Origin of the sequence: Pseudomonas sp. 2hn (assembly GCF_019646095.1) — a bacterium.
GTDB classification, from domain to species: Bacteria; Pseudomonadota; Gammaproteobacteria; order Pseudomonadales; family Pseudomonadaceae; genus Aquipseudomonas; species Aquipseudomonas peradeniyensis.
The window spans coordinates 2,103,511-2,122,591 of the sequence record NZ_CP081016.1 but is presented as its reverse complement, the minus strand read 5'-3'; the positions used below and the strand labels follow the sequence as shown (position 1 = coordinate 2,122,591).

16 protein-coding genes are annotated in these 19,081 nt (G+C 64.0%); 15 read left to right on the top strand and 1 reads right to left on the bottom strand.

The window, feature by feature from the left end; translation table 11 throughout:
* Positions 1 to 120: 120 nt before the first annotated feature.
* Complete coding sequence (locus K2O50_RS09730) at positions 121 to 1,563, bottom strand: SulP family inorganic anion transporter (protein WP_050706486.1); 1,443 nt, start codon at positions 1,561 to 1,563, stop codon at positions 121 to 123.
* A gap of 199 nt (positions 1,564 to 1,762) precedes the next feature.
* On the opposite strand from K2O50_RS09730, the gene K2O50_RS09725 reads away from it, so the two are divergent.
* From K2O50_RS09725 to nuoM, 15 genes are all read left to right on the top strand, one after another.
* The gene (locus K2O50_RS09725; protein WP_177330852.1) at positions 1,763 to 2,527 is read left to right on the top strand and encodes a secretin N-terminal domain-containing protein; all 765 of its coding nucleotides are present in this window, start codon (positions 1,763 to 1,765) and stop codon (positions 2,525 to 2,527) included.
* 494 nt (positions 2,528 to 3,021) lie between these two features.
* Positions 3,022 to 4,347 carry an isocitrate lyase gene (aceA, locus tag K2O50_RS09720; RefSeq protein ID WP_050706488.1) on the top strand — a complete coding sequence of 442 codons (1,326 nt, stop codon included), beginning with the start codon at positions 3,022 to 3,024 and terminating at the stop codon, positions 4,345 to 4,347.
* A 207-nt stretch (positions 4,348 to 4,554) separates the two neighbouring features.
* Positions 4,555 to 5,217 (top strand): lysoplasmalogenase, encoded by a 663-nt coding sequence (locus K2O50_RS09715; protein ID WP_050706489.1) that lies wholly within the window; start codon positions 4,555 to 4,557, stop codon positions 5,215 to 5,217.
* 382 nt (positions 5,218 to 5,599) lie between these two features.
* Positions 5,600 to 6,013 (top strand): NADH-quinone oxidoreductase subunit A, encoded by a 414-nt coding sequence (locus K2O50_RS09710; protein WP_028692461.1) that lies wholly within the window; start codon positions 5,600 to 5,602, stop codon positions 6,011 to 6,013.
* A 9-nt stretch (positions 6,014 to 6,022) separates the two neighbouring features.
* Positions 6,023 to 6,700 (top strand): NADH-quinone oxidoreductase subunit B family protein, encoded by a 678-nt coding sequence (locus tag K2O50_RS09705; protein WP_008096180.1) that lies wholly within the window; start codon positions 6,023 to 6,025, stop codon positions 6,698 to 6,700.
* 79 nt (positions 6,701 to 6,779) lie between these two features.
* Entirely contained in the window at positions 6,780 to 8,561 is a 1,782-nt protein-coding gene (gene nuoC / locus K2O50_RS09700) for an NADH-quinone oxidoreductase subunit C/D (protein ID WP_220690005.1), read from the top strand.
* A 2-nt stretch (positions 8,562 to 8,563) separates the two neighbouring features.
* A complete protein-coding gene (nuoE, locus tag K2O50_RS09695) occupies positions 8,564 to 9,061 on the top strand; it encodes an NADH-quinone oxidoreductase subunit NuoE (protein WP_050706491.1) in 498 nt (165 codons plus the stop codon).
* Entirely contained in the window at positions 9,058 to 10,422 is a 1,365-nt protein-coding gene (nuoF, locus tag K2O50_RS09690; protein ID WP_050706492.1) for an NADH-quinone oxidoreductase subunit NuoF, read from the top strand. The genes nuoE and nuoF overlap by 4 nt, the downstream gene beginning before the upstream one ends.
* A gap of 132 nt (positions 10,423 to 10,554) precedes the next feature.
* The gene (gene nuoG, locus K2O50_RS09685) at positions 10,555 to 13,269 is read left to right on the top strand and encodes an NADH-quinone oxidoreductase subunit NuoG (protein WP_050706493.1); all 2,715 of its coding nucleotides are present in this window, start codon (positions 10,555 to 10,557) and stop codon (positions 13,267 to 13,269) included.
* On the top strand, positions 13,266 to 14,273 hold the full coding sequence (gene nuoH, locus K2O50_RS09680; protein ID WP_050706494.1) for an NADH-quinone oxidoreductase subunit NuoH: 1,008 nt from the start codon (positions 13,266 to 13,268) through the stop codon (positions 14,271 to 14,273). The genes nuoG and nuoH overlap by 4 nt, the downstream gene beginning before the upstream one ends.
* A gap of 11 nt (positions 14,274 to 14,284) precedes the next feature.
* Positions 14,285 to 14,833 carry an NADH-quinone oxidoreductase subunit NuoI gene (gene nuoI, locus K2O50_RS09675; RefSeq protein ID WP_003251442.1) on the top strand — a complete coding sequence of 183 codons (549 nt, stop codon included), beginning with the start codon at positions 14,285 to 14,287 and terminating at the stop codon, positions 14,831 to 14,833.
* Positions 14,834 to 14,843: 10 nt separating this feature from the next.
* A complete protein-coding gene (gene nuoJ / locus K2O50_RS09670) occupies positions 14,844 to 15,344 on the top strand; it encodes an NADH-quinone oxidoreductase subunit J (protein WP_023631348.1) in 501 nt (166 codons plus the stop codon).
* 3 nt (positions 15,345 to 15,347) lie between these two features.
* Entirely contained in the window at positions 15,348 to 15,656 is a 309-nt protein-coding gene (gene nuoK, locus K2O50_RS09665) for an NADH-quinone oxidoreductase subunit NuoK (RefSeq protein ID WP_008096201.1), read from the top strand.
* Positions 15,653 to 17,506: an NADH-quinone oxidoreductase subunit L gene (gene nuoL / locus K2O50_RS09660; protein ID WP_050706495.1), complete on the top strand. Its 1,854-nt coding sequence runs from the start codon at positions 15,653 to 15,655 to the stop codon at positions 17,504 to 17,506. The genes nuoK and nuoL overlap by 4 nt, the downstream gene beginning before the upstream one ends.
* Before the next feature lie 40 nt (positions 17,507 to 17,546).
* Positions 17,547 to 19,079 (top strand): NADH-quinone oxidoreductase subunit M, encoded by a 1,533-nt coding sequence (gene nuoM / locus K2O50_RS09655; RefSeq protein ID WP_050706496.1) that lies wholly within the window; start codon positions 17,547 to 17,549, stop codon positions 19,077 to 19,079.
* Positions 19,080 to 19,081: the final 2 nt, after the last annotated feature.

Here is a 19,081-nt window from a genome sequence, read left to right as displayed (position 1 = left end):
CGGCCTTGCGCCGCGAAAGGGTCGCGAAGCGGCCCCAGGATTTCAGTGTTGGGCAAAGATCGCCGGGGCCGCCTTGCGGCCCTTTCGCGGCGCAAGGCCGCTCCTACAGGTATCGTGCCTTCAGTGTTGCTCACCCGCCCGCTTAAGCAGCTTCTTGCAGCGCTCCGACAGGTGCACCACCCGCAACTGCTTGCCGGCCTTGGCATACCGCTCGCGCAAGGTCTGCAACGCAGCTATCGCCGAATAATCGACAAAGCTCAAATGCTGGCAGTCCAAGGTCACCCTGGCCGGATCATTGGCCGGATCGAACTGGTTGAGAAACGGCGTGGTCGAGGCAAAGAACAGGGTGCCATGCACCTGGTAATGCTTGGTCCCCTCGGCGTCCACATGACTGTCGGCGTACAGCTCCCGCGCATGCTGCCAGGCGAAGTTGATCGCCGCGATGACGATACCGAACATCACCGCCATGGCCAGGTCGGTGAACACCGTGACCACGGTCACCGCAATGATCGCCAGCACATCGCTCACCGGCACCTTGTGCAGCACCCGCAGCGAAGCCCAGGCGAAGGTCTGCTGGGCTACCACGAACATCACCCCCACCAGCGCTGCCAGCGGAATACGCTCGATCAGCGGCGACAGGAACAGGATGAACAGCAGGATCATCACCCCGGCCACCACGCCCGACAGGCGTCCACGGCCATTGGAGCTGAGGTTGATCACGGTCTGGCCGATCATCGCGCAGCCGCCCATGCCGCCGCACAGCCCCGAGACCATATTGGCCGCGCCCAGGGCCACGCACTCGCGGTCCGGATAACCTCGGCTCTCGGTGATCTCGTCGGTGAGGTTGAGGGTCAGCAGGGTTTCCAGCAGACCGACCATGGCCATCAGGAATGCATAAGGCGCGATGATCTTCAGGGTCTCGAGGTTCCAGGGTATCTCCGGCAGGGCCAGGTGCGGCAAGCCACCGGCGATATGGGCCATGTCGCCGAGGGTGCGGGTCGGCAGGCCGAGCAGGTAGACCAGCAGGCCGACACCGAGGATCGCCACCAGCGCCGGCGGCACCGCACGGGTCAGCTTCGGCAGGACGTAGACCACCAGCATGGTCAACGCCACCAGGCCGATCATCAGGTACAGGGGCGTCCCGCTGAGCCAGTGCTCGCCATCCTTGAAGTGCTCCAGTTGGGCCAGGGCGATGACGATGGCCAGGCCGTTGACGAAGCCGAGCATCACCGGGTAAGGCACCAGACGCACCAGCTTGCCCAGGCGCAACGCGCCGAACAGGATCATCACCACCCCGCCGAGCAGCACCGTGGCCAGCAGGTACTGGGCGCCGTGCTGCACCACCAGGGCGACGATCACCACCGCCATGGAGCCGGCGGCGCCGGAAATCATGCCGGGACGGCCGCCGAACAAGGCAGTCAGGGTGCAGATGATGAAGGCGCCGTACAGCCCCATCAACGGATTGAGGTGCGCCACCAGGGCGAAGGCGATGCATTCCGGCACCAGGGCGAAGGAAGTGGTGAGGCCGGCGAGCAGGTCGGCGCGAAGTCGTGCGGGTTTCATGGAGGTCCTGTAAACAGCCTCGAGGTCTATAGCGTGGGAGCGGGCTTGCCCCGCGATGGCGCCATCGCGGGGCAAGCCCGCTCCCACGCTGTCGAGACAATGGGTAATAAGCCTGAAAATCGAGGGCGCGATGGTACGGAATTTGTCTGACAGCAGCCACCGTCAATCCGCACGGCAAGTTGCACGCAAATTTGCCATCATGTCCATTCCACCCGCGGAGATCATGGACATGCCGCTACGCCCCCTGCTCGCCTCCCTGCTGCTGGCCGCCAGCCTCACCGCCCAGGCCGCCACCGAGGTCATCCCCCTGCAACACCGCAGCAGCGCCGAACTGCTGCCTGCCGCCCAGTCGTTCCTGGGCAAGGACGGCAGCGTCAGCACCTTCGAGGACAAGCTGATCGTCAACGCCAGCCAGGAACGCATCGACGACCTGCGCGCCTTGCTGCAACAGCTCGACACCGCGCCCAAACGCCTGCTGATCAGCGTCGACAACAACGACAGCAACTTCCAGGACAACCGCGGCAACGCCCGCGTGATCCGCTACGGCACCGCCAACCGCGAAGGCGGCATGCAGCAGGTGCAGGCCAGCGACGGTCAGCCAGCACTGATCCAGGTGGGCCAGAGCATCCCCGTCACCAGCACCGCCACCGACGGTTACGGGCGCATCCAGAGCAACACCGAATACCGCAATGTGACCCAGGGCTTCTACGTCACGCCACGCCTGAGCGGCGACACGGTTCGTCTGCAAATCAGCACCAATAATGATCGAATGAGCCAGGAACGTGCCGATGTAGTGAAAGTGCAAAGCACCGACACGACCGTCACCGGCAAGCTCGGCGAGTGGATCACCCTGGCCGGGTTCAACCAGCAGAGCCAATCCGAACGCAGCGCGTCAAGCCTCAGTTACAGCACCCAGCGCGGTGAAAACATGACTTTGCGGGTCAAAGTCGACCTTCTCGACTGAACCCAGGCAATTCAAGGCCTCGACCAAAGGCCTTGAAACTGACCGCCAAGTCGCATTAGACCAAAGATGTAGTAAGTCGGAAAAAGCACTACAAAACATTTGACAGGCTCTTTTCGGCAAGGGCATGATGGCCTCGCTCCCGCTAATCAGAGGCCCTGGCAAGGGTCTTCGAGGTGCACTCCTCCCACCGTGGAGGCACCTCGTGTCCATACGGCCCACAAGGCGGTTCGACGGGATTGCGACTGCAACGAAGAAGTTGTCCCGAGGGACGGAAGCGCATCACCGCAGTTCTGGCAATCGCGTCGCACCGCAGCAAGGCAACCACGAGCCGACCTGCAGGGCACACCTTCGCCTGGCCTGCACAACCCTTCCCCTTCGAGCCTCCTGCGTTCGCCGCCGCACTCCCCCGGACAGGACAGCCGCCTGGCTTCTGATCCGCGTATCCGAGCATCAGCACAATTACACTCAAGATCGATGCGACGAGGTTTATTTCCATGGCACTGACACGCGAACAGCAAATTGCAGCCCTCGAGAAAGACTGGGCCGAAAACCCGCGCTGGAAAGGCGTGACCCGTACCTACACCGCCGCTGATGTCGTTCGCCTGCGTGGCTCGCTGCAGCCAGAGCACACCTTTGCTCGCCAAGGCGCAGAAAAACTGTGGAAGCTGGTCACCGAAGGTGCCCACCCGTCCTTCCGCCCAGAAAAAGATTTCGTCAACTGCATGGGCGCCCTGACCGGTGGCCAGGCAGTGCAGCAGGTAAAAGCCGGCATCCAGGCCATCTACCTGTCCGGCTGGCAGGTTGCCGCCGACAACAACTCGGCCGAGTCGATGTACCCCGACCAGTCGCTGTACCCGGTCGACTCGGTACCGACCGTGGTCAAGCGCATCAACAACGCCTTCCGCCGCGCCGACCAGATCCAGTGGAAAGCCGGCAAGAACCCGGGCGACGATGGCTACATCGACTACTTCGCACCGATCGTGGCTGACGCCGAAGCCGGTTTCGGCGGCGTGCTGAACGCCTACGAGCTGATGAAGAACATGATCGAAGCGGGCGCCGCCGGCGTGCACTTCGAAGACCAGCTGGCCTCGGTGAAGAAATGCGGCCACATGGGCGGCAAGGTCCTGGTCCCGACCCAGGAAGCCGTACAGAAGCTGGTGGCCGCGCGTCTGGCCGCCGACGTCTCGGGCGTGCCGACCATCATCCTGGCCCGTACCGACGCCAACGCCGCCGACCTGCTGACCAGCGACTGCGACCCGTACGACCAACCGTTCGTGATCGGCGAGCGTACCCGTGAAGGCTTCTACAAGGTACGCGCCGGCCTCGACCAGGCCATCGCCCGCGGCCTGGCCTACGCCCCGTACGCCGACCTGATCTGGTGCGAAACCGCCAAGCCGGACCTGGAAGAAGCCCGTCGCTTCGCCGAGGCGATCAAGAAGGAATACCCGGACCAGATCCTGTCGTACAACTGCTCGCCTTCCTTCAACTGGAAGAAGAACCTGGACGACGCCACCATCGCCAAGTTCCAACGCGAGCTGTCGGCCATGGGCTACAAGCACCAGTTCATCACCCTGGCCGGCATCCACAACATGTGGCACGGCATGTTCAACCTGGCGCACGACTACGCCCGCAACGACATGACCGCCTACGTGAAGCTGCAGGAGCAGGAATTCGCCGACGCGAGCAAAGGCTACACCTTCGTGGCGCACCAGCAGGAAGTCGGTACTGGCTACTTCGACGACATGACCACCGTGATCCAGGGTGGCGCTTCGTCGGTGACCGCACTGACCGGCTCGACCGAGGAAGAGCAGTTCCACTGAGTTCGGTGAGCTGAACAGCAAGCCCAGGTTCCGCAAGGTTCCTGGGCTTTCTTTTGCCTGCACCGACCTCTTCGCGGGTAAACCCGCTCCCACAGGCATTGCGCGAAACCGGTGGGAGCGGGTTTACCCGCGAAAGGGCCGGCACAGGCCAGAGCAAAATCAGGGATCAGGTCTAAGCTTGTGGCTACCCCACAGCAAGGACTGCCCATGCCCCGCCCTGGCCACCTACTCATCGTCGCCGTCGCAGCCGCCGCCTTCTATCTATATGCGCTGGCCAGCGACAATGCCCTGCTCGGCCTGCTGGTCAAACCCATTCCGGTGCTCGCCCTGATTGCCTGGCTGAGCACCCTCCCCGCCACACCCTATCGCCACTGGATCATCCTCGGCCTAGCCTTCTCGGTGCTCGGCGACATCCTTCTGGCGATCCCTCGGGACCTCTTTGTGTTCGGCCTGGCGGCATTTCTCTGCGCACACCTGGCCTACCTGCGCGGCTATTGCAGCCTCACGCGACGCCCGGCCTACCCGGCCCTGGCCTTCGCCGTGCTGATAGGCGGTTCGCTGTTCGGCGTGCTCGCCGACCATGGCCTGGGCCCACTGCTGATCCCCGTGGCCCTGTACGCCCTGACCATCGGCGCCATGCTCTGGCGCGCCCTGGCCTGTGGTGGCCTGGCCGCGCTGGGCGCCTGTGCATTCGTATTCTCCGACAGCCTGATCGGCATCGACCGCTTCGTCAGCCCGTTCGCCGCCGCCGAGTACCTGATCATCCTCTTCTACTGGCTCGGCCAGGGGCTGATCGCCGCGTCGGTCAGCCGCGATGCAAGCGACAAAGTATTGATCCAGAGCGGTACGCACAGTGCCGGAAGCTGCTAGAACGAGAGTTTTTCGCATTTGCAAGAGGGGACGCTCGGCAGATGAACTTTGCAAGGGCCAGAACAGCCAAAACATTACAGCTCAGGCTAAATGATATTAATTATCATTACGCAACTAGCCCGTCATTACGCGGGGTAAGAAACATAATTAACAAATCCGCGCGCAATGCCCGAAACTCAAGGGTTTCAGCCAGTTACGAAAGATTTTTGTTCTTAAACCTACGAATAAATTTGCAACGGAAATTTTACTTGCACTGGGTTTACCCATAAAATCAGCGCGATTGATTCAGCTGCGACATTTGGTCACTGCGTCTGCGACACCACGTCGCCGCTCTACTTTATTTCAGACTGCAGAGCTGGGTCTCTGTATAAGGATTTCTAGCATGTCCGATTCGGCAGGACTCATCGCCCACAACTGGGGCTTTGCCATCTTCCTCCTGGGTGTCGTCGGCCTGTGTGCCTTCATGCTCGGCCTGTCCAGCCTGCTCGGTAGCAAGGCCTGGGGTCGCGCCAAGAACGAACCCTTCGAATCCGGCATGCTGCCCGTCGGCAGCGCCCGCCTGCGCCTGTCCGCCAAATTCTATCTGGTCGCGATGCTGTTCGTGATCTTCGATATCGAAGCCCTCTTCCTGTATGCATGGTCTGTGTCCGTCCGCGAAAGCGGCTGGACCGGATTCGTCGAAGCTCTCATTTTCATAGCAATTCTGTTGGCAGGTCTTGTCTACCTATGGCGCGTCGGGGCGCTCGATTGGGCTCCCGAAGGTCGCCGCAAGCGGCAAGCGAAGCTGAAACAATGAGGCTTTGGCATGCAATACAATCTCACCAGAATCGATCCGGACGCACCCAACGAGCAGTATCCGGTCGGTGAGCGGGAAACCGTCACCGATCAACTGCTGGAAGACCAGGTCCACAAGAACATCTACATGGGGAAACTCGAAGATGTGCTGCGTGGCGCGGTCAACTGGGGTCGCAAGAACTCCCTCTGGCCGTACAACTTCGGCCTTTCCTGCTGCTACGTGGAAATGACCACGGCCTTCACGGCACCCCACGACATCGCCCGCTTCGGCGCCGAAGTCATCCGGGCCTCGCCGCGTCAGGCCGACTTCATGGTCATCGCCGGTACCTGCTTCGTCAAAATGGCGCCGATCATCCAGCGCCTGTACGAGCAGATGCTCGAGCCCAAGTGGGTCATCTCCATGGGTTCGTGCGCCAACTCCGGCGGCATGTACGACATCTACTCGGTCGTTCAGGGGGTCGACAAGTTCCTCCCCGTGGACGTCTATGTGCCTGGCTGCCCGCCGCGCCCCGAGGCATTCCTGCAAGGTTTGATGCTACTGCAGGAGTCGATCGGCCAAGAACGACGCCCGCTTTCCTGGGTGGTTGGTGATCAAGGCATCTACCGTGCCGAGATGCCCGCCCAGAAAGACCTGCGTCGTGAACAGCGCATTGCGGTAACCAACCTGCGCAGCCCCGACGAAGTCTGATCCAGCGACCTGCCGCCCGCTCCCGAAGGAGCCGGCGGCCTGGCTTCATTCTTAACGCTGACCCAAAGCGACCGAGACCATGACAGCGGACAACGCTATTTATATTCCGCCCTACAAGGCTGACGACCAGGATGTGGTCGTCGAACTGCACAACCGTTTTGGCGCCGACGCATTCGTCGCCCAGGAAACCCGCACCGGCATGCCGGTCCTGTGGGTAAAACGTGCCCAGCTCAAGGAAGTGCTGAGCTTCCTGCGCGGCGTCGCCAAGCCGTACAGCATGCTGTACGACCTGCACGGCGTCGACGAGCGCCTGCGCACCCAGCGCCGTGGCCTGCCTGCCGCCGATTTCAGCGTGTTCTACCACCTGCTGTCGGTCGAGCGTAACAGCGACGTGATGATCAAGGTGTCGCTCAGCGAAGGCGACCTGAACCTGCCGACCGTGACCGGCATCTGGCCGAACGCCAACTGGTACGAGCGCGAAGTCTGGGACATGTTCGGCATCGACTTTGCCGGCCACCCGCACCTGAGCCGCATCATGATGCCGCCGACCTGGGAAGGTCACCCGCTGCGCAAGGACTACCCGGCCCGCGCCACCGAGTTCGACCCCTACAGCCTGACCCTGGCCAAGCAGCAGCTTGAAGAGGAATCGGCGCGTTTCAACCCGGAAGCCTGGGGCATGAAGCGCCACGGCGCCAACGAGGACTACATGTTCCTCAACCTCGGCCCGAACCACCCTTCGGCCCACGGTGCCTTCCGTATCGTCCTGCAGCTGGACGGCGAAGAGATCGTCGACTGCGTACCGGACATCGGCTACCACCACCGTGGTGCCGAGAAGATGGCCGAGCGTCAGTCCTGGCACAGCTTCATTCCGTACACCGACCGTATCGACTACCTCGGCGGGGTGATGAACAACCTGCCGTACGTCCTGGCGGTGGAAAAGCTTGCCGGCATCAAGGTGCCGCAGAAAGTCGACGTGATTCGCATCATGCTCGCCGAGTTCTTCCGCATCACCAGCCACCTGCTGTTCCTGGGTACCTACATCCAGGACGTCGGCGCCATGACCCCGGTGTTCTTCACCTTCACCGACCGCCAGCGCGCCTACACCGTGATCGAAGCGATCACCGGTTTCCGCCTGCACCCGGCCTGGTACCGCATCGGTGGCGTCGCCCACGACCTGCCGCGTGGCTGGGACAAGCTGGTCAAGGACTTCGTCGAATGGCTGCCCAAGCGCCTCGACGAGTACGAGAAGGCCGCGCTCAAGAACAGCATCCTCAAGGGTCGTACCATCGGCGTCGCCGCGTACAACACCAAGGAAGCCCTGGAATGGGGTACCACCGGTGCCGGCCTGCGTGCCACCGGCTGCGACTTCGACCTGCGTAAGGCGCGCCCCTACTCCGGCTACGAGAACTTCGAGTTCGAAGTACCGCTGGCCCACAACGGCGATGCCTACGATCGCTGCATGGTCCGCGTCGAGGAGATGCGCCAGAGTATCCGCATCATCGACCAGTGCCTGCGCAACATGCCGGAAGGCCCGTACAAGGCGGATCACCCGCTGACCACGCCGCCGCCGAAAGAGCGCGCCCTGCAGCACATCGAGACCCTGATCACCCACTTCCTGCAAGTCTCGTGGGGCCCGGTCATGCCGGCCAACGAGTCGTTCCAGATGATCGAGGCGACCAAGGGCATCAACAGTTACTACCTGACGAGCGACGGCGGCACCATGAGCTACCGCACCCGGATCCGTACCCCGAGCTACCCGCACCTGCAGCAGATCCCTTCGGTGATCAAAGGCAGCATGGTCGCGGACTTGATCGCGTACCTGGGCAGTATCGACTTCGTTATGGCTGACGTGGACCGCTAAGCATGAACAGCACGCTTATCCAAACCGACCGTTTCGCCCTGAGCGAAACCGAGCGCTCGGCCATCGAGCACGAGATGCACCACTACGAGGACCCGCGCGCGGCGTCCATCGAAGCCCTGAAGATCGTCCAGAAAGAGCGCGGCTGGGTGCCGGACGGCGCCATCTACGCCATCAGCGAAGTGCTGGGCATTCCCGCCAGCGACGTCGAGGGCGTGGCCACCTTCTACAGCCAGATCTTCCGCCAGCCGGTCGGCCGCCACATCATCCGCGTGTGCGACAGCATGGTCTGCTACATCGGCGGCCATGAGTCGGTAGTCAGCCAGATCCAGAGCGAGCTGGGCATCGGCCTCGGCCAGACCACCGCGGACGGGCGTTTCACCCTGCTGCCAGTGTGCTGCCTGGGCAACTGCGACAAGGCCCCGGCGCTGATGATCGACGACGACACCTTTGGCGACGTGCAGCCTGCCGGCGTCTCCAAGCTGCTGGAGGGTTACGTATGACCATCACTTCCTTCGGCCCGGCCAACCGCATCGCGCGCTCGGCCGAAACCCACCCGCTGACCTGGCGCCTGCGCGACGACGGCGAGCCGGTCTGGCTGACCGAGTACGAGTCGAAGAACGGCTACGCCGCTGCCCGCAAGGCACTGGCCGAGATGTCCGCCGACGACATCGTCCAGAGCGTCAAGGACTCCGGCCTCAAGGGCCGTGGTGGCGCAGGCTTCCCCACTGGTGTGAAGTGGGGCCTGATGCCCAAAGACGAATCCATGAACATCCGCTACCTGCTGTGCAACGCGGACGAAATGGAGCCGAACACCTGGAAGGACCGCATGCTGATGGAGCAACAGCCCCATCTGCTGGTCGAGGGCATGCTGATCAGCGCCCGCGCCCTGAAGGCCTACCGCGGCTACATCTTCCTGCGCGGCGAATACACCACCGCGGCGAAGAACCTCAACCGCGCCATCGACGAAGCCAAGGCCGCAGGCCTGCTGGGCAAGAACATCCTCGGTTCGGGCTTCGACTTCGAGCTGTTCGTCCACACCGGCGCCGGCCGATACATCTGCGGTGAAGAGACCGCGCTGATCAACTCGCTGGAAGGCCGCCGCGCCAACCCGCGCTCCAAGCCGCCCTTCCCTGCCGCCGTCGGCGTGTGGGGCAAGCCGACTTGCGTGAACAACGTCGAGACCCTGTGCAACGTGCCGGCCATCGTCGCCAACGGCAACGACTGGTACAAATCGCTGGCCCGCGAAGGCAGCGAGGACCACGGCACCAAGCTGATGGGCTTCTCCGGCAAGGTGAAGAACCCCGGCCTGTGGGAACTGCCGTTCGGCGTCACCGCCCGCGAGCTGTTCGAAGACTACGCCGGCGGCATGCGCGACGGCTTCAAGCTCAAGTGCTGGCAGCCAGGCGGCGCCGGCACCGGCTTCCTGCTGCCCGAGCACCTCGACGCGCAGATGTACGCCGGTGGCATCGCCAAGGTCGGCACCCGCATGGGTACCGGCCTGGCCATGGCGGTCGACGACAGCATCAACATGGTTTCGCTGCTGCGCAACATGGAAGAGTTCTTCGCCCGCGAATCCTGCGGCTGGTGCACCCCGTGCCGTGACGGCCTGCCATGGAGCGTGAAGATGCTGCGCGCCCTGGAGAAAGGCCAGGGCCGCGCCGAAGACATCGAGACCCTGCTGGGTCTGGTCAACTTCCTCGGCCCAGGCCGTACCTTCTGTGCTCACGCACCGGGTGCCGTCGAGCCATTGGGCAGTGCCATCAAATACTTCCGGTCCGAGTTCGAGGCCGGTGTCGCTCCCGCTAGCGCGGCCGACACCCTGCGCCCGAACCTGGCCAAGCCGATCGTGGTCGGCGCATAACAAGATGAACAGCGGATGGTCCGTGCCATCCGCCAGCCCGCCGGCCGGCCCGAACGATTCGTGGCCGGCCGCGGGCTCACCGATTTCCATTAGCCACGCCCGCCCACGCGGGCCAACGAAGAACTTTGAACAATGGCCACTATCCACGTAGACGGCAAAGCGCTCGAAGTCAACGGTGCGGACAACCTGTTACAGGCCTGTCTGTCGCTCGGCCTCGACATCCCCTATTTCTGCTGGCACCCGGCGCTCGGTAGCGTCGGCGCCTGCCGGCAGTGCGCGGTCAAGCAGTACACCGACGAGAACGACACCCGTGGTCGTATCGTCATGTCCTGCATGACCCCCGCCTCCGACGGCACCTGGATCTCCATCGACGATGACGAGTCCAAGGCGTTCCGCGCCAGCGTCGTCGAATGGCTGATGACCAACCACCCGCACGACTGCCCGGTGTGCGAGGAAGGCGGTCACTGCCACCTGCAGGACATGACGGTAATGACCGGCCACAACGAGCGCCGCTACCGTTTCACCAAGCGTACCCACCAGAACCAGGACCTCGGCCCGTTCATCGCCCATGAGATGAACCGCTGCATCGCCTGCTACCGCTGCGTGCGCTACTACAAGGACTACGCCGGCGGCACCGACCTGGGCGTATACGGCGCCCACGACAACGTTTACTTCGGTCGCGTCGAAGACGGCGTGCTGGAAAGCGAGTTCTCCGGCAACCTCACCGAGGTCTGCCCGACCGGTGTGTTCACCGACAAGACTCACTCCGAGCGCTACAACCGCAAGTGGGACATGCAGTTCGCCCCGAGCATCTGCCATGGCTGCTCCAGCGGCTGCAACATCAGCCCCGGCGAGCGCTACGGCGAACTGCGCCGCATCGAGAACCGCTTCAACGGCTCGGTGAACCAGTACTTCCTGTGCGACCGTGGCCGCTTCGGCTATGGCTACGTCAACCGCAAGGACCGTCCACGTCAGCCGTTCCTCGCCGATGGCAGCAAGCTGAGCCTGGACGCCGCCCTGGACAAGGCCGCCGACCTGCTGCGCGGCCGCACCATCGTCGGCATCGGCTCGCCACGCGCCAGCCTCGAGAGCAACTACGGCCTGCGTGAGCTGGTCGGCGCCGAGTACTTCTACTCGGGCATGGAAGCTGGCGAACTGGCCCGCGTGCGCCTGGCGCTGAACGTGCTGAACGACAGCCCGCTGCCGGTCCCGACCCTGCGCGACATCGAAGACCACGACGCCGTGTTCGTGCTCGGCGAAGACCTGACCCAGACCGCTGCCCGCGTCGCCCTGGCCGTGCGCCAGGCCACCAAGGGCAAGGCCGAGGCCATGGCCGACGCCATGCGCGTACAGCCTTGGCTGGACGCCGCGGTGAAGAACATCGGCCAGCACGCGCTGTACCCGCTGTTCATCGCATCCTTGGCTGAAACCAAGCTGGACGATGTCGCCGAAGAGTGCGTGCACGCCGCTCCCGCCGACCTGGCCCGCATCGGTTTCGCCGTGGCCCACGCCATCGACCCGAGCGCGCCTGCCGTCGCCGGCCTGGACGACGAAGCCAAGGCCCTGGCCCAGCGCATCGCCGACGCCCTGGTCGCCGCCAAGCGCCCACTGGTGGTCTCCGGCACGTCCCTGGCTGACCCTGCGCTGATCGAAGCCGCCGCCAACATCGCCAAGGCCCTCAAGCTGCGCGAGAAGAACGGTTCGCTGAGCCTGGTCGTGCCAGAGGCCAACAGCCTCGGCATGGCGATGATGGGCGGTGAGTCCGTCGACGCGGCCCTGGACGCCGTGATCAGCGGCAAGGCCGACGCCATCGTCGTGCTGGAGAACGACCTGTACGCCCGCGTACCGGCCGCCAAGGTCGACGCTGCCCTGGCCGCGGCCAAGGTGGTGATCGTCGCCGACCACTCCAAGACCGCCACCCTCGACCGCGCCCACCTGGTGCTGCCGGCCGCCTCCTTCGCCGAAGGCGACGGCACCCTGGTCAGCCAGGAAGGCCGTGCCCAGCGCTTCTTCCAGGTGTTCGACCCGCAGTACCTGGACAGCAGCATCCAGATCCACGAAGGCTGGCGCTGGATGCACGCCCTGCGTGCCACCCTGCTCAACAAGCCGGTGGACTGGACCCAGCTGGACCACGTCACCAGCGCCTGCGCCGAAGCCGCCCCGCAACTGGCCGGCATCGTCAATGCCGCACCAAGCGCCGCCTTCCGCATCAAGGGCATGAAGCTGGCCCGCGAGCCGCTGCGCTACTCGGGCCGTACCGCCATGCGCGCCAACATCAGCGTGCACGAGCCGCGTACCCCGCAGGACAAGGACACTGCGTTCGCCTTCTCCATGGAAGGCTACTCGGGCTCGGCCGAACCGCGTCAGCAAGTGCCGTTCGCCTGGTCGCCGGGCTGGAACTCGCCGCAGGCCTGGAACAAGTTCCAGGACGAAGTGGGTGGCCACCTGCGTGCCGGTGACCCGGGCGTGCGCCTGATCGAATCGCAAGGCGACAAGCTCGACTGGTTCACCGCCATTCCGGGCGCGTTCAACCCGGCTCGCGGCACCTGGACCGCTGTACCGTTCTTCCACCTGTTCGGCAGTGAGGAGTCCTCCTCCCGCGCAGCCCCGGTGCAGGAGCGCATCCCGGCCGCCTACGTCGGCCTGGCCAAGTCCGAAGCCGACCGCCTGGGCGTCAACGACGGCGCAATGCTGAGCCTGAACGTGGCCGGCGTGTCGCTGCGTCTGCCGCTGCGTATCAATGAAGAACTGGGCGCTGGCCTGGTTGCGTTGCCCAAAGGCCTGGCCGGCATTCCGCCCGCCATCTTCGGTGCAGCCGTCGAAGGCCTGCAGGAGGCAGCACAATGAGCTGGTTCACCCCCGAAGTGATCGATGTGATCATTCAGGTCGTCAAGGCCATCGTGGTGCTGCTGGCCGTGGTGGTCTGCGGCGCGCTGCTCAGCTTCGTCGAGCGTCGCCTGCTGGGCTGGTGGCAGGACCGCTACGGTCCGAACCGTGTCGGCCCGTTCGGCATGTTCCAGATCGCCGCCGACATGCTGAAGATGTTCTTCAAGGAAGACTGGAACCCGCCCTTCGTCGACAAGATGATCTTCACCCTGGCGCCGGTCGTGGCCATGAGCGCCCTGCTGATCGGCTTCTCGATCATCCCGATCACCCCGGGCTGGGGCGTCGCCGACCTGAACATCGGCCTGCTGTTCTTCTTCGCCATGGCCGGTCTGTCGGTGTATGCCGTGCTGTTCGCCGGCTGGTCGTCGAACAACAAGTACGCCCTGCTGGGCAGCCTGCGGGCCTCGGCGCAGACCGTGTCGTACGAAGTGTTCCTGGGCCTGGCGCTGATGGGCGTGGTGGTGCAGGTGGGCTCGTTCAACATGCGCGACATCGTTGAATACCAGGCCAACAACCTGTGGTTCATCATTCCGCAGTTCTTCGGCTTCTGCACCTTCTTCATCGCTGGCGTCGCCGTGACTCACCGTCACCCGTTCGACCAGCCAGAAGCGGAACAGGAACTGGCCGACGGCTACCACATCGAATATGCCGGCATGAAATGGGGCATGTTCTTCGTCGGTGAGTACATCGGCATCATCCTGATCTCGGCGCTGCTGGTAACCCTGTTCTTCGGTGGCTGGCACGGTCCGTTCGGCATCCTGCCGCAAGTACCGTTCCTGTGGTTCGCGCTGAAGACCGCGTTCTTCATCATGCTGTTCATCCTGCTGCGCGCCTCGATCCCGCGCCCACGCTATGACCAGGTGATGGACTTCAGCTGGAAGTTCTGCCTGCCGCTGACCCTGATCAATTTGCTGGTGACCGCTGCGATCGTGCTCTACAACACGCCAGCCGTCGCGGCCCAGTGAGGATTTGACCCATGTTCAAGTATATCGGCGACATCGTTAAGGGCACCGGCACACAGCTGCGCAGCCTGGCCATGGTGTTCTCCCACGGGTTCCGCAAGCGCGACACCCTGCAGTACCCCGAAGAACCCGTGTACCTGCCGCCGCGCTACCGCGGCCGCATCGTCCTCACCCGCGACCCCGACGGCGAGGAGCGCTGCGTGGCGTGCAACCTCTGCGCGGTGGCCTGCCCGGTCGGCTGCATCTCCCTGCAGAAGGCCGAGACCGAGGACGGCCGTTGGTACCCCGAGTTCTTCCGCATCAACTTCTCGCGCTGCATCTTCTGCGGCCTGTGCGAAGAGGCGTGCCCGACCACCGCGATCCAGCTGACTCCGGATTTCGAAATGGCCGAGTTCAAGCGTCAGGACCTGGTGTACGAGAAAGAAGATCTGCTGATCTCCGGCCCCGGCAAGAACCCTGACTACAACTTCTACCGTGTTGCGGGCATGGCGATCGCTGGCAAGCCGAAAGGCTCCGCGCAGAACGAAGCCGAGCCGATCAACGTGAAGAGCTTGCTCCCATAAGGACAGAAAGATGGAATTCGCTTTCTACTTCGCATCCGGTGTCGCCGTCGTCTCCACGCTGCGCGTGGTGACTGGCACCAACCCGGTGCACGCCCTGCTCTACCTGATCATTTCGCTGATCTCCGTGGCGATGATCTTCTTCTCCCTCGGTGCGCCGTTCGCCGGCGCCCTGGAAGTGATCGCCTACGCCGGCGCCATCATGGTGCTGTTCGTGTTCGTGGTGATGATGCTCAACCTCGGGCCGGCCTCGGTCGCCCAGGAGCGCGGCTGGCTCAAGCCCGGCATCTGGGCGGGGCCGGTGATCCTCGCCGCCCTGCTGCTGCTGGAGCTGCTGTACGTGCTGTTCGTCACCCCATCGGGCGCCGCCATCAGCGGTACCACCGTCAGCGCCAAGGAAGTCGGCATCAGCCTGTTCGGGCCGTACCTGCTGGTGGTCGAACTGGCCTCGATGCTGCTGCTCGCGGCAGCCGTCACCGCCTTCCACCTGGGCCGCAACGAGGCGAAGGAGTAAATCATGGGTGCTATCCCTCTCGAGCATGGTCTGGCGGTCGCCGGCATCCTGTTCTGCTTAGGTCTGGTTGGCCTGATGGTCCGCCGCAACATCCTCTTCGTGCTCATGAGCCTGGAAGTCATGATGAACGCCTCCGCCCTGGCGTTCATCGTCGCCGGCGCCCGTTGGGTCCAGCCCGACGGCCAGGTGATGTTCATTCTGGTGATCAGCCTGGCAGCCGCCGAGGCCAGCATTGGCCTGGCGATCCTGCTGCAGCTGTATCGCCGCTTCCACACTCTCGACATCGATGCTGCCAGTGAGATGCGCGGATGAACCTTATCTTCCTGACGTTCGTATTCCCCCTGATCGGCTTCCTGCTGCTGTCGTTCTCGCGCGGCCGCTGGTCCGAGAACCTGTCGGCGCTGGTCGGCGTCGGCTCGGTCGGTCTGTCGGCGGCCACCGCCGCCTACGTGATCTGGCAGTTCAACGTCGCCCCGCCTGAAGGCGGCGCGTACAGCCAGCTGCTGTGGCAGTGGATGTCGGTGGACGGCTTCGCGCCGAACTTCACCCTGTACGTGGATGGCCTGTCGGTCACCATGCTGGGCGTGGTCACCGGCGTCGGCTTCCTGATCCACCTGTTCGCTTCCTGGTACATGCGTGGCGAAGCCGGTTACTCGCGCTTCTTCTCGTACACCAACCTGTTCATCGCCAGCATGCTGTTCCTGGTGCTGGGCGACAACCTGCTGTTCATCTACTTCGGCTGGGAAGGCGTGGGCCTGTGCTCGTACCTGTTGATCGGTTTCTACTACAGCAACCGCAACAACGGTAACGCGGCACTCAAGGCGTTCATCGTCACCCGCATCGGCGACGTGTTCATGGCCATCGGCCTGTTCATCCTGTTCGTCCAGCTGGGTACCCTGAACGTGCAGGAACTGCTGGTGCTGGCACCGCAGAAGTTCCAGGCGGGCGATACCTGGATGGTCCTGGCGACCCTGATGCTGCTGGGTGGCGCAGTCGGTAAATCGGCGCAGCTGCCGCTGCAGACCTGGCTGGCCGACGCGATGGCCGGCCCGACCCCGGTTTCGGCGCTGATCCACGCGGCCACCATGGTGACCGCGGGCGTGTACCTGATCGCCCGTACCAACGGCCTGTTCCTGCTGGCGCCGGACGTCCTGCACCTGGTCGGCGTCGTGGGTGGCGTGACCCTGGTCCTGGCCGGCTTCGCGGCCCTGGTACAAACCGACATCAAGCGTATCCTCGCCTACTCGACCATGAGCCAGATCGGCTACATGTTCCTGGCCCTGGGCGTCGGTGCCTGGGACGCGGCGATCTTCCACCTGATGACCCACGCCTTCTTCAAGGCCCTGCTGTTCCTTGCCTCCGGCGCGGTGATCGTCGCCTGCCACCACGAGCAGAACATCTTCAAGATGGGCGGCCTGTGGAAGAAGCTGCCGCTGGCCTACGCCAGCTTCGTGGTCGGTGGCGCCGCCCTGGCTGCCCTGCCGATTCTGACCGTGGGCTTCTACTCCAAGGACGAGATCCTCTGGGAAGCCTTCGCCAGCGGCAACACCGGCCTGCTGTACGCAGGTCTGGTGGGCGCGTTCATGACCTCGCTGTACACCTTCCGCCTGATCTTCATCGCCTTCCACGGCGAAGCCAAGACCGAAGCCCACGCCGGCCACGGCATCAGCCACTGGCTGCCGCTGGGCGTGCTGATCGTGCTGTCGACCTTCATCGGCGCCTGGATCCATCCGCCGCTGGCAGGCGTGCTGCCTGAGAGCGCCGGCCACGCCGGTGGCGAAGCCAAGCACTCGCTGGAGATCGCCTCGGGCGCCATCGCCATCGCCGGTATCCTGCTGTCGGCCCTGCTGTTCCTGGGCAAGCGCCGCTTCGTCACTGCGGTCGCCAACAGCGGTATCGGTCGCGTCCTGTCGGCCTGGTGGTTCGCCGCCTGGGGCTTCGACTGGATCTACGACAAGCTCTTCGTCAAACCTTACCTGCTGATCAGCCACATCCTGCGCAAGGACCCGGTTGACCGCAGCATCGGCCTCATCCCTCGGATGGCCCGTGGCGGCCACGTCGCCATGAGCAAGACCGAGACCGGCCAGCTGCGCTGGTACACCGCCTCGATCGCCGTGGGCGCCGTGCTGGTGCTCGGTGCCGTGGTAGTGGCCGCGGTATGACTATGAATCTTGCGACTTTGCCAAAGGAAACCAACCCGTCATGATTTTGCCTTGGCTGATCCTGATCCCCTTCATCGGCGGCTTCCTGTGCTGGCTGGGTGAGCGCTTCGGCGCCACCCTGCCGCGCTGGATCGCGCTGCTGACCATGTCCCTGCTGCTTGGCATCGGCCTGTGGCTGTGGGCGAACGGCAACTACACCCTGGCCCCCGCGCCGGGCGCCGAACCCGCCTGGGCCCTCGAATACAAGGTCGAGTGGATCAAGCGCTTCGGCATCAGCATCCACCTGGCCCTCGACGGCCTGTCGCTGCTGATGATCCTGCTCACCGGCCTGCTCGGCGTGCTGTCGGTGCTGTGCTCGTGGAAAGAGATCCAGCGCCACGTCGGCTTCTTCCACCTCAACCTGATGTGGATCCTCGGCGGCGTGGTCGGCGTGTTCCTGGCCCTGGACCTGTTCCTGTTCTTCTTCTTCTGGGAAATGATGCTGGTGCCGATGTACTTCCTCATCGCGCTCTGGGGTCACAGCTCCTCCGACGGCAAGAAGACCCGGATCTACGCGGCGACCAAGTTCTTCATCTTCACCCAGGCCAGCGGCCTGATCATGCTGGTGGCGATCCTCGGCCTGGTGCTGGTCAACTACAACAGCACCGGCGTGATCACCTTCAACTACAGCGACCTGCTCAAGGCCGAGCTGCCGGCCGGCGTCGAGTACATCCTGATGCTGGGCTTCTTCATCGCCTTCGCGGTGAAGCTGCCGGTGGTGCCGTTCCACTCCTGGCTGCCTGACGCTCACGCCCAGGCGCCGACCGCAGGTTCCGTGGACCTGGCGGGCATCCTGCTGAAGACCGCGGCCTACGGCCTGCTGCGCTTCGCCCTGCCGCTGTTCCCGAACGCCTCGGCCGAGTTCGCGCCGATCGCCATGACCCTGGGCCTGATCGGTATCTTCTACGGTGCCTTCCTGGCCTTCGCGCAAACCGACATCAAGCGCCTGGTGGCCTTCTCCAGCGTCTCGCACATGGGCTTCGTGCTGATCGGCATCTACTCCGGCAGCCAGCAGGCCCTGCAGGGCGCGGTGATCCAGATGCTGGCCCACGGCCTGTCGGCCGCCGCGCTGTTCATCCTGGCCGGCCAGCTGTATGAGCGCCTGCACACCCGTGACATGCGCGAGATGGGTGGCCTGTGGCACCGCATCGCCTACCTGCCGGCCATCAGCCTGTTCTTCGCCGCCGCATCGCTGGGGCTGCCAGGCACCGGCAACTTCGTCGGCGAGTTCCTGATCCTGATCGGCAGCTTCGCCCACGTCCCATGGATCACCGTGATCGCCACCACCGGCCTGGTATTCGGCTCGGTGTACTCGCTGATCATGATCCACCGCGCCTACTTCGGTCCGGCCAAGGCCGACACCGTGCTGGCCGGCATGGACGGTCGCGAGCTGATCATGGTGCTGGGCCTGGCGGGCCTGCTGATCCTGCTGGGCGTGTATCCGCAGCCGTTCCTGGACACCTCTGCCGCCACCATGAGCGGTGTGCAGCAGTGGCTCGGTTCCGCTTTCACTCAACTCGCTTCGGCCCGGTAAGA

What these genes read in the sequence shown, in the direction of transcription:
- K2O50_RS09730 (WP_050706486.1), bottom strand. Translation starts at nt 1,563, where the DNA reads ATGAAACCCGCACGACTTCGCGCCGACCTGCTCGCCGGCCTCACCACT.
- K2O50_RS09725 (WP_177330852.1), top strand. Translation starts at nt 1,763, where the DNA reads ATGTCCATTCCACCCGCGGAGATCATGGACATGCCGCTACGCCCCCTG.
- aceA (WP_050706488.1), top strand. Translation starts at nt 3,022, where the DNA reads ATGGCACTGACACGCGAACAGCAAATTGCAGCCCTCGAGAAAGACTGG.
- K2O50_RS09715 (WP_050706489.1), top strand. Translation starts at nt 4,555, where the DNA reads ATGCCCCGCCCTGGCCACCTACTCATCGTCGCCGTCGCAGCCGCCGCC.
- K2O50_RS09710 (WP_028692461.1), top strand. Translation starts at nt 5,600, where the DNA reads ATGTCCGATTCGGCAGGACTCATCGCCCACAACTGGGGCTTTGCCATC.
- K2O50_RS09705 (WP_008096180.1), top strand. Translation starts at nt 6,023, where the DNA reads ATGCAATACAATCTCACCAGAATCGATCCGGACGCACCCAACGAGCAG.
- nuoC (WP_220690005.1), top strand. Translation starts at nt 6,780, where the DNA reads ATGACAGCGGACAACGCTATTTATATTCCGCCCTACAAGGCTGACGAC.
- nuoE (WP_050706491.1), top strand. Translation starts at nt 8,564, where the DNA reads ATGAACAGCACGCTTATCCAAACCGACCGTTTCGCCCTGAGCGAAACC.
- nuoF (WP_050706492.1), top strand. Translation starts at nt 9,058, where the DNA reads ATGACCATCACTTCCTTCGGCCCGGCCAACCGCATCGCGCGCTCGGCC.
- nuoG (WP_050706493.1), top strand. Translation starts at nt 10,555, where the DNA reads ATGGCCACTATCCACGTAGACGGCAAAGCGCTCGAAGTCAACGGTGCG.
- nuoH (WP_050706494.1), top strand. Translation starts at nt 13,266, where the DNA reads ATGAGCTGGTTCACCCCCGAAGTGATCGATGTGATCATTCAGGTCGTC.
- nuoI (WP_003251442.1), top strand. Translation starts at nt 14,285, where the DNA reads ATGTTCAAGTATATCGGCGACATCGTTAAGGGCACCGGCACACAGCTG.
- nuoJ (WP_023631348.1), top strand. Translation starts at nt 14,844, where the DNA reads ATGGAATTCGCTTTCTACTTCGCATCCGGTGTCGCCGTCGTCTCCACG.
- nuoK (WP_008096201.1), top strand. Translation starts at nt 15,348, where the DNA reads ATGGGTGCTATCCCTCTCGAGCATGGTCTGGCGGTCGCCGGCATCCTG.
- nuoL (WP_050706495.1), top strand. Translation starts at nt 15,653, where the DNA reads ATGAACCTTATCTTCCTGACGTTCGTATTCCCCCTGATCGGCTTCCTG.
- nuoM (WP_050706496.1), top strand. Translation starts at nt 17,547, where the DNA reads ATGATTTTGCCTTGGCTGATCCTGATCCCCTTCATCGGCGGCTTCCTG.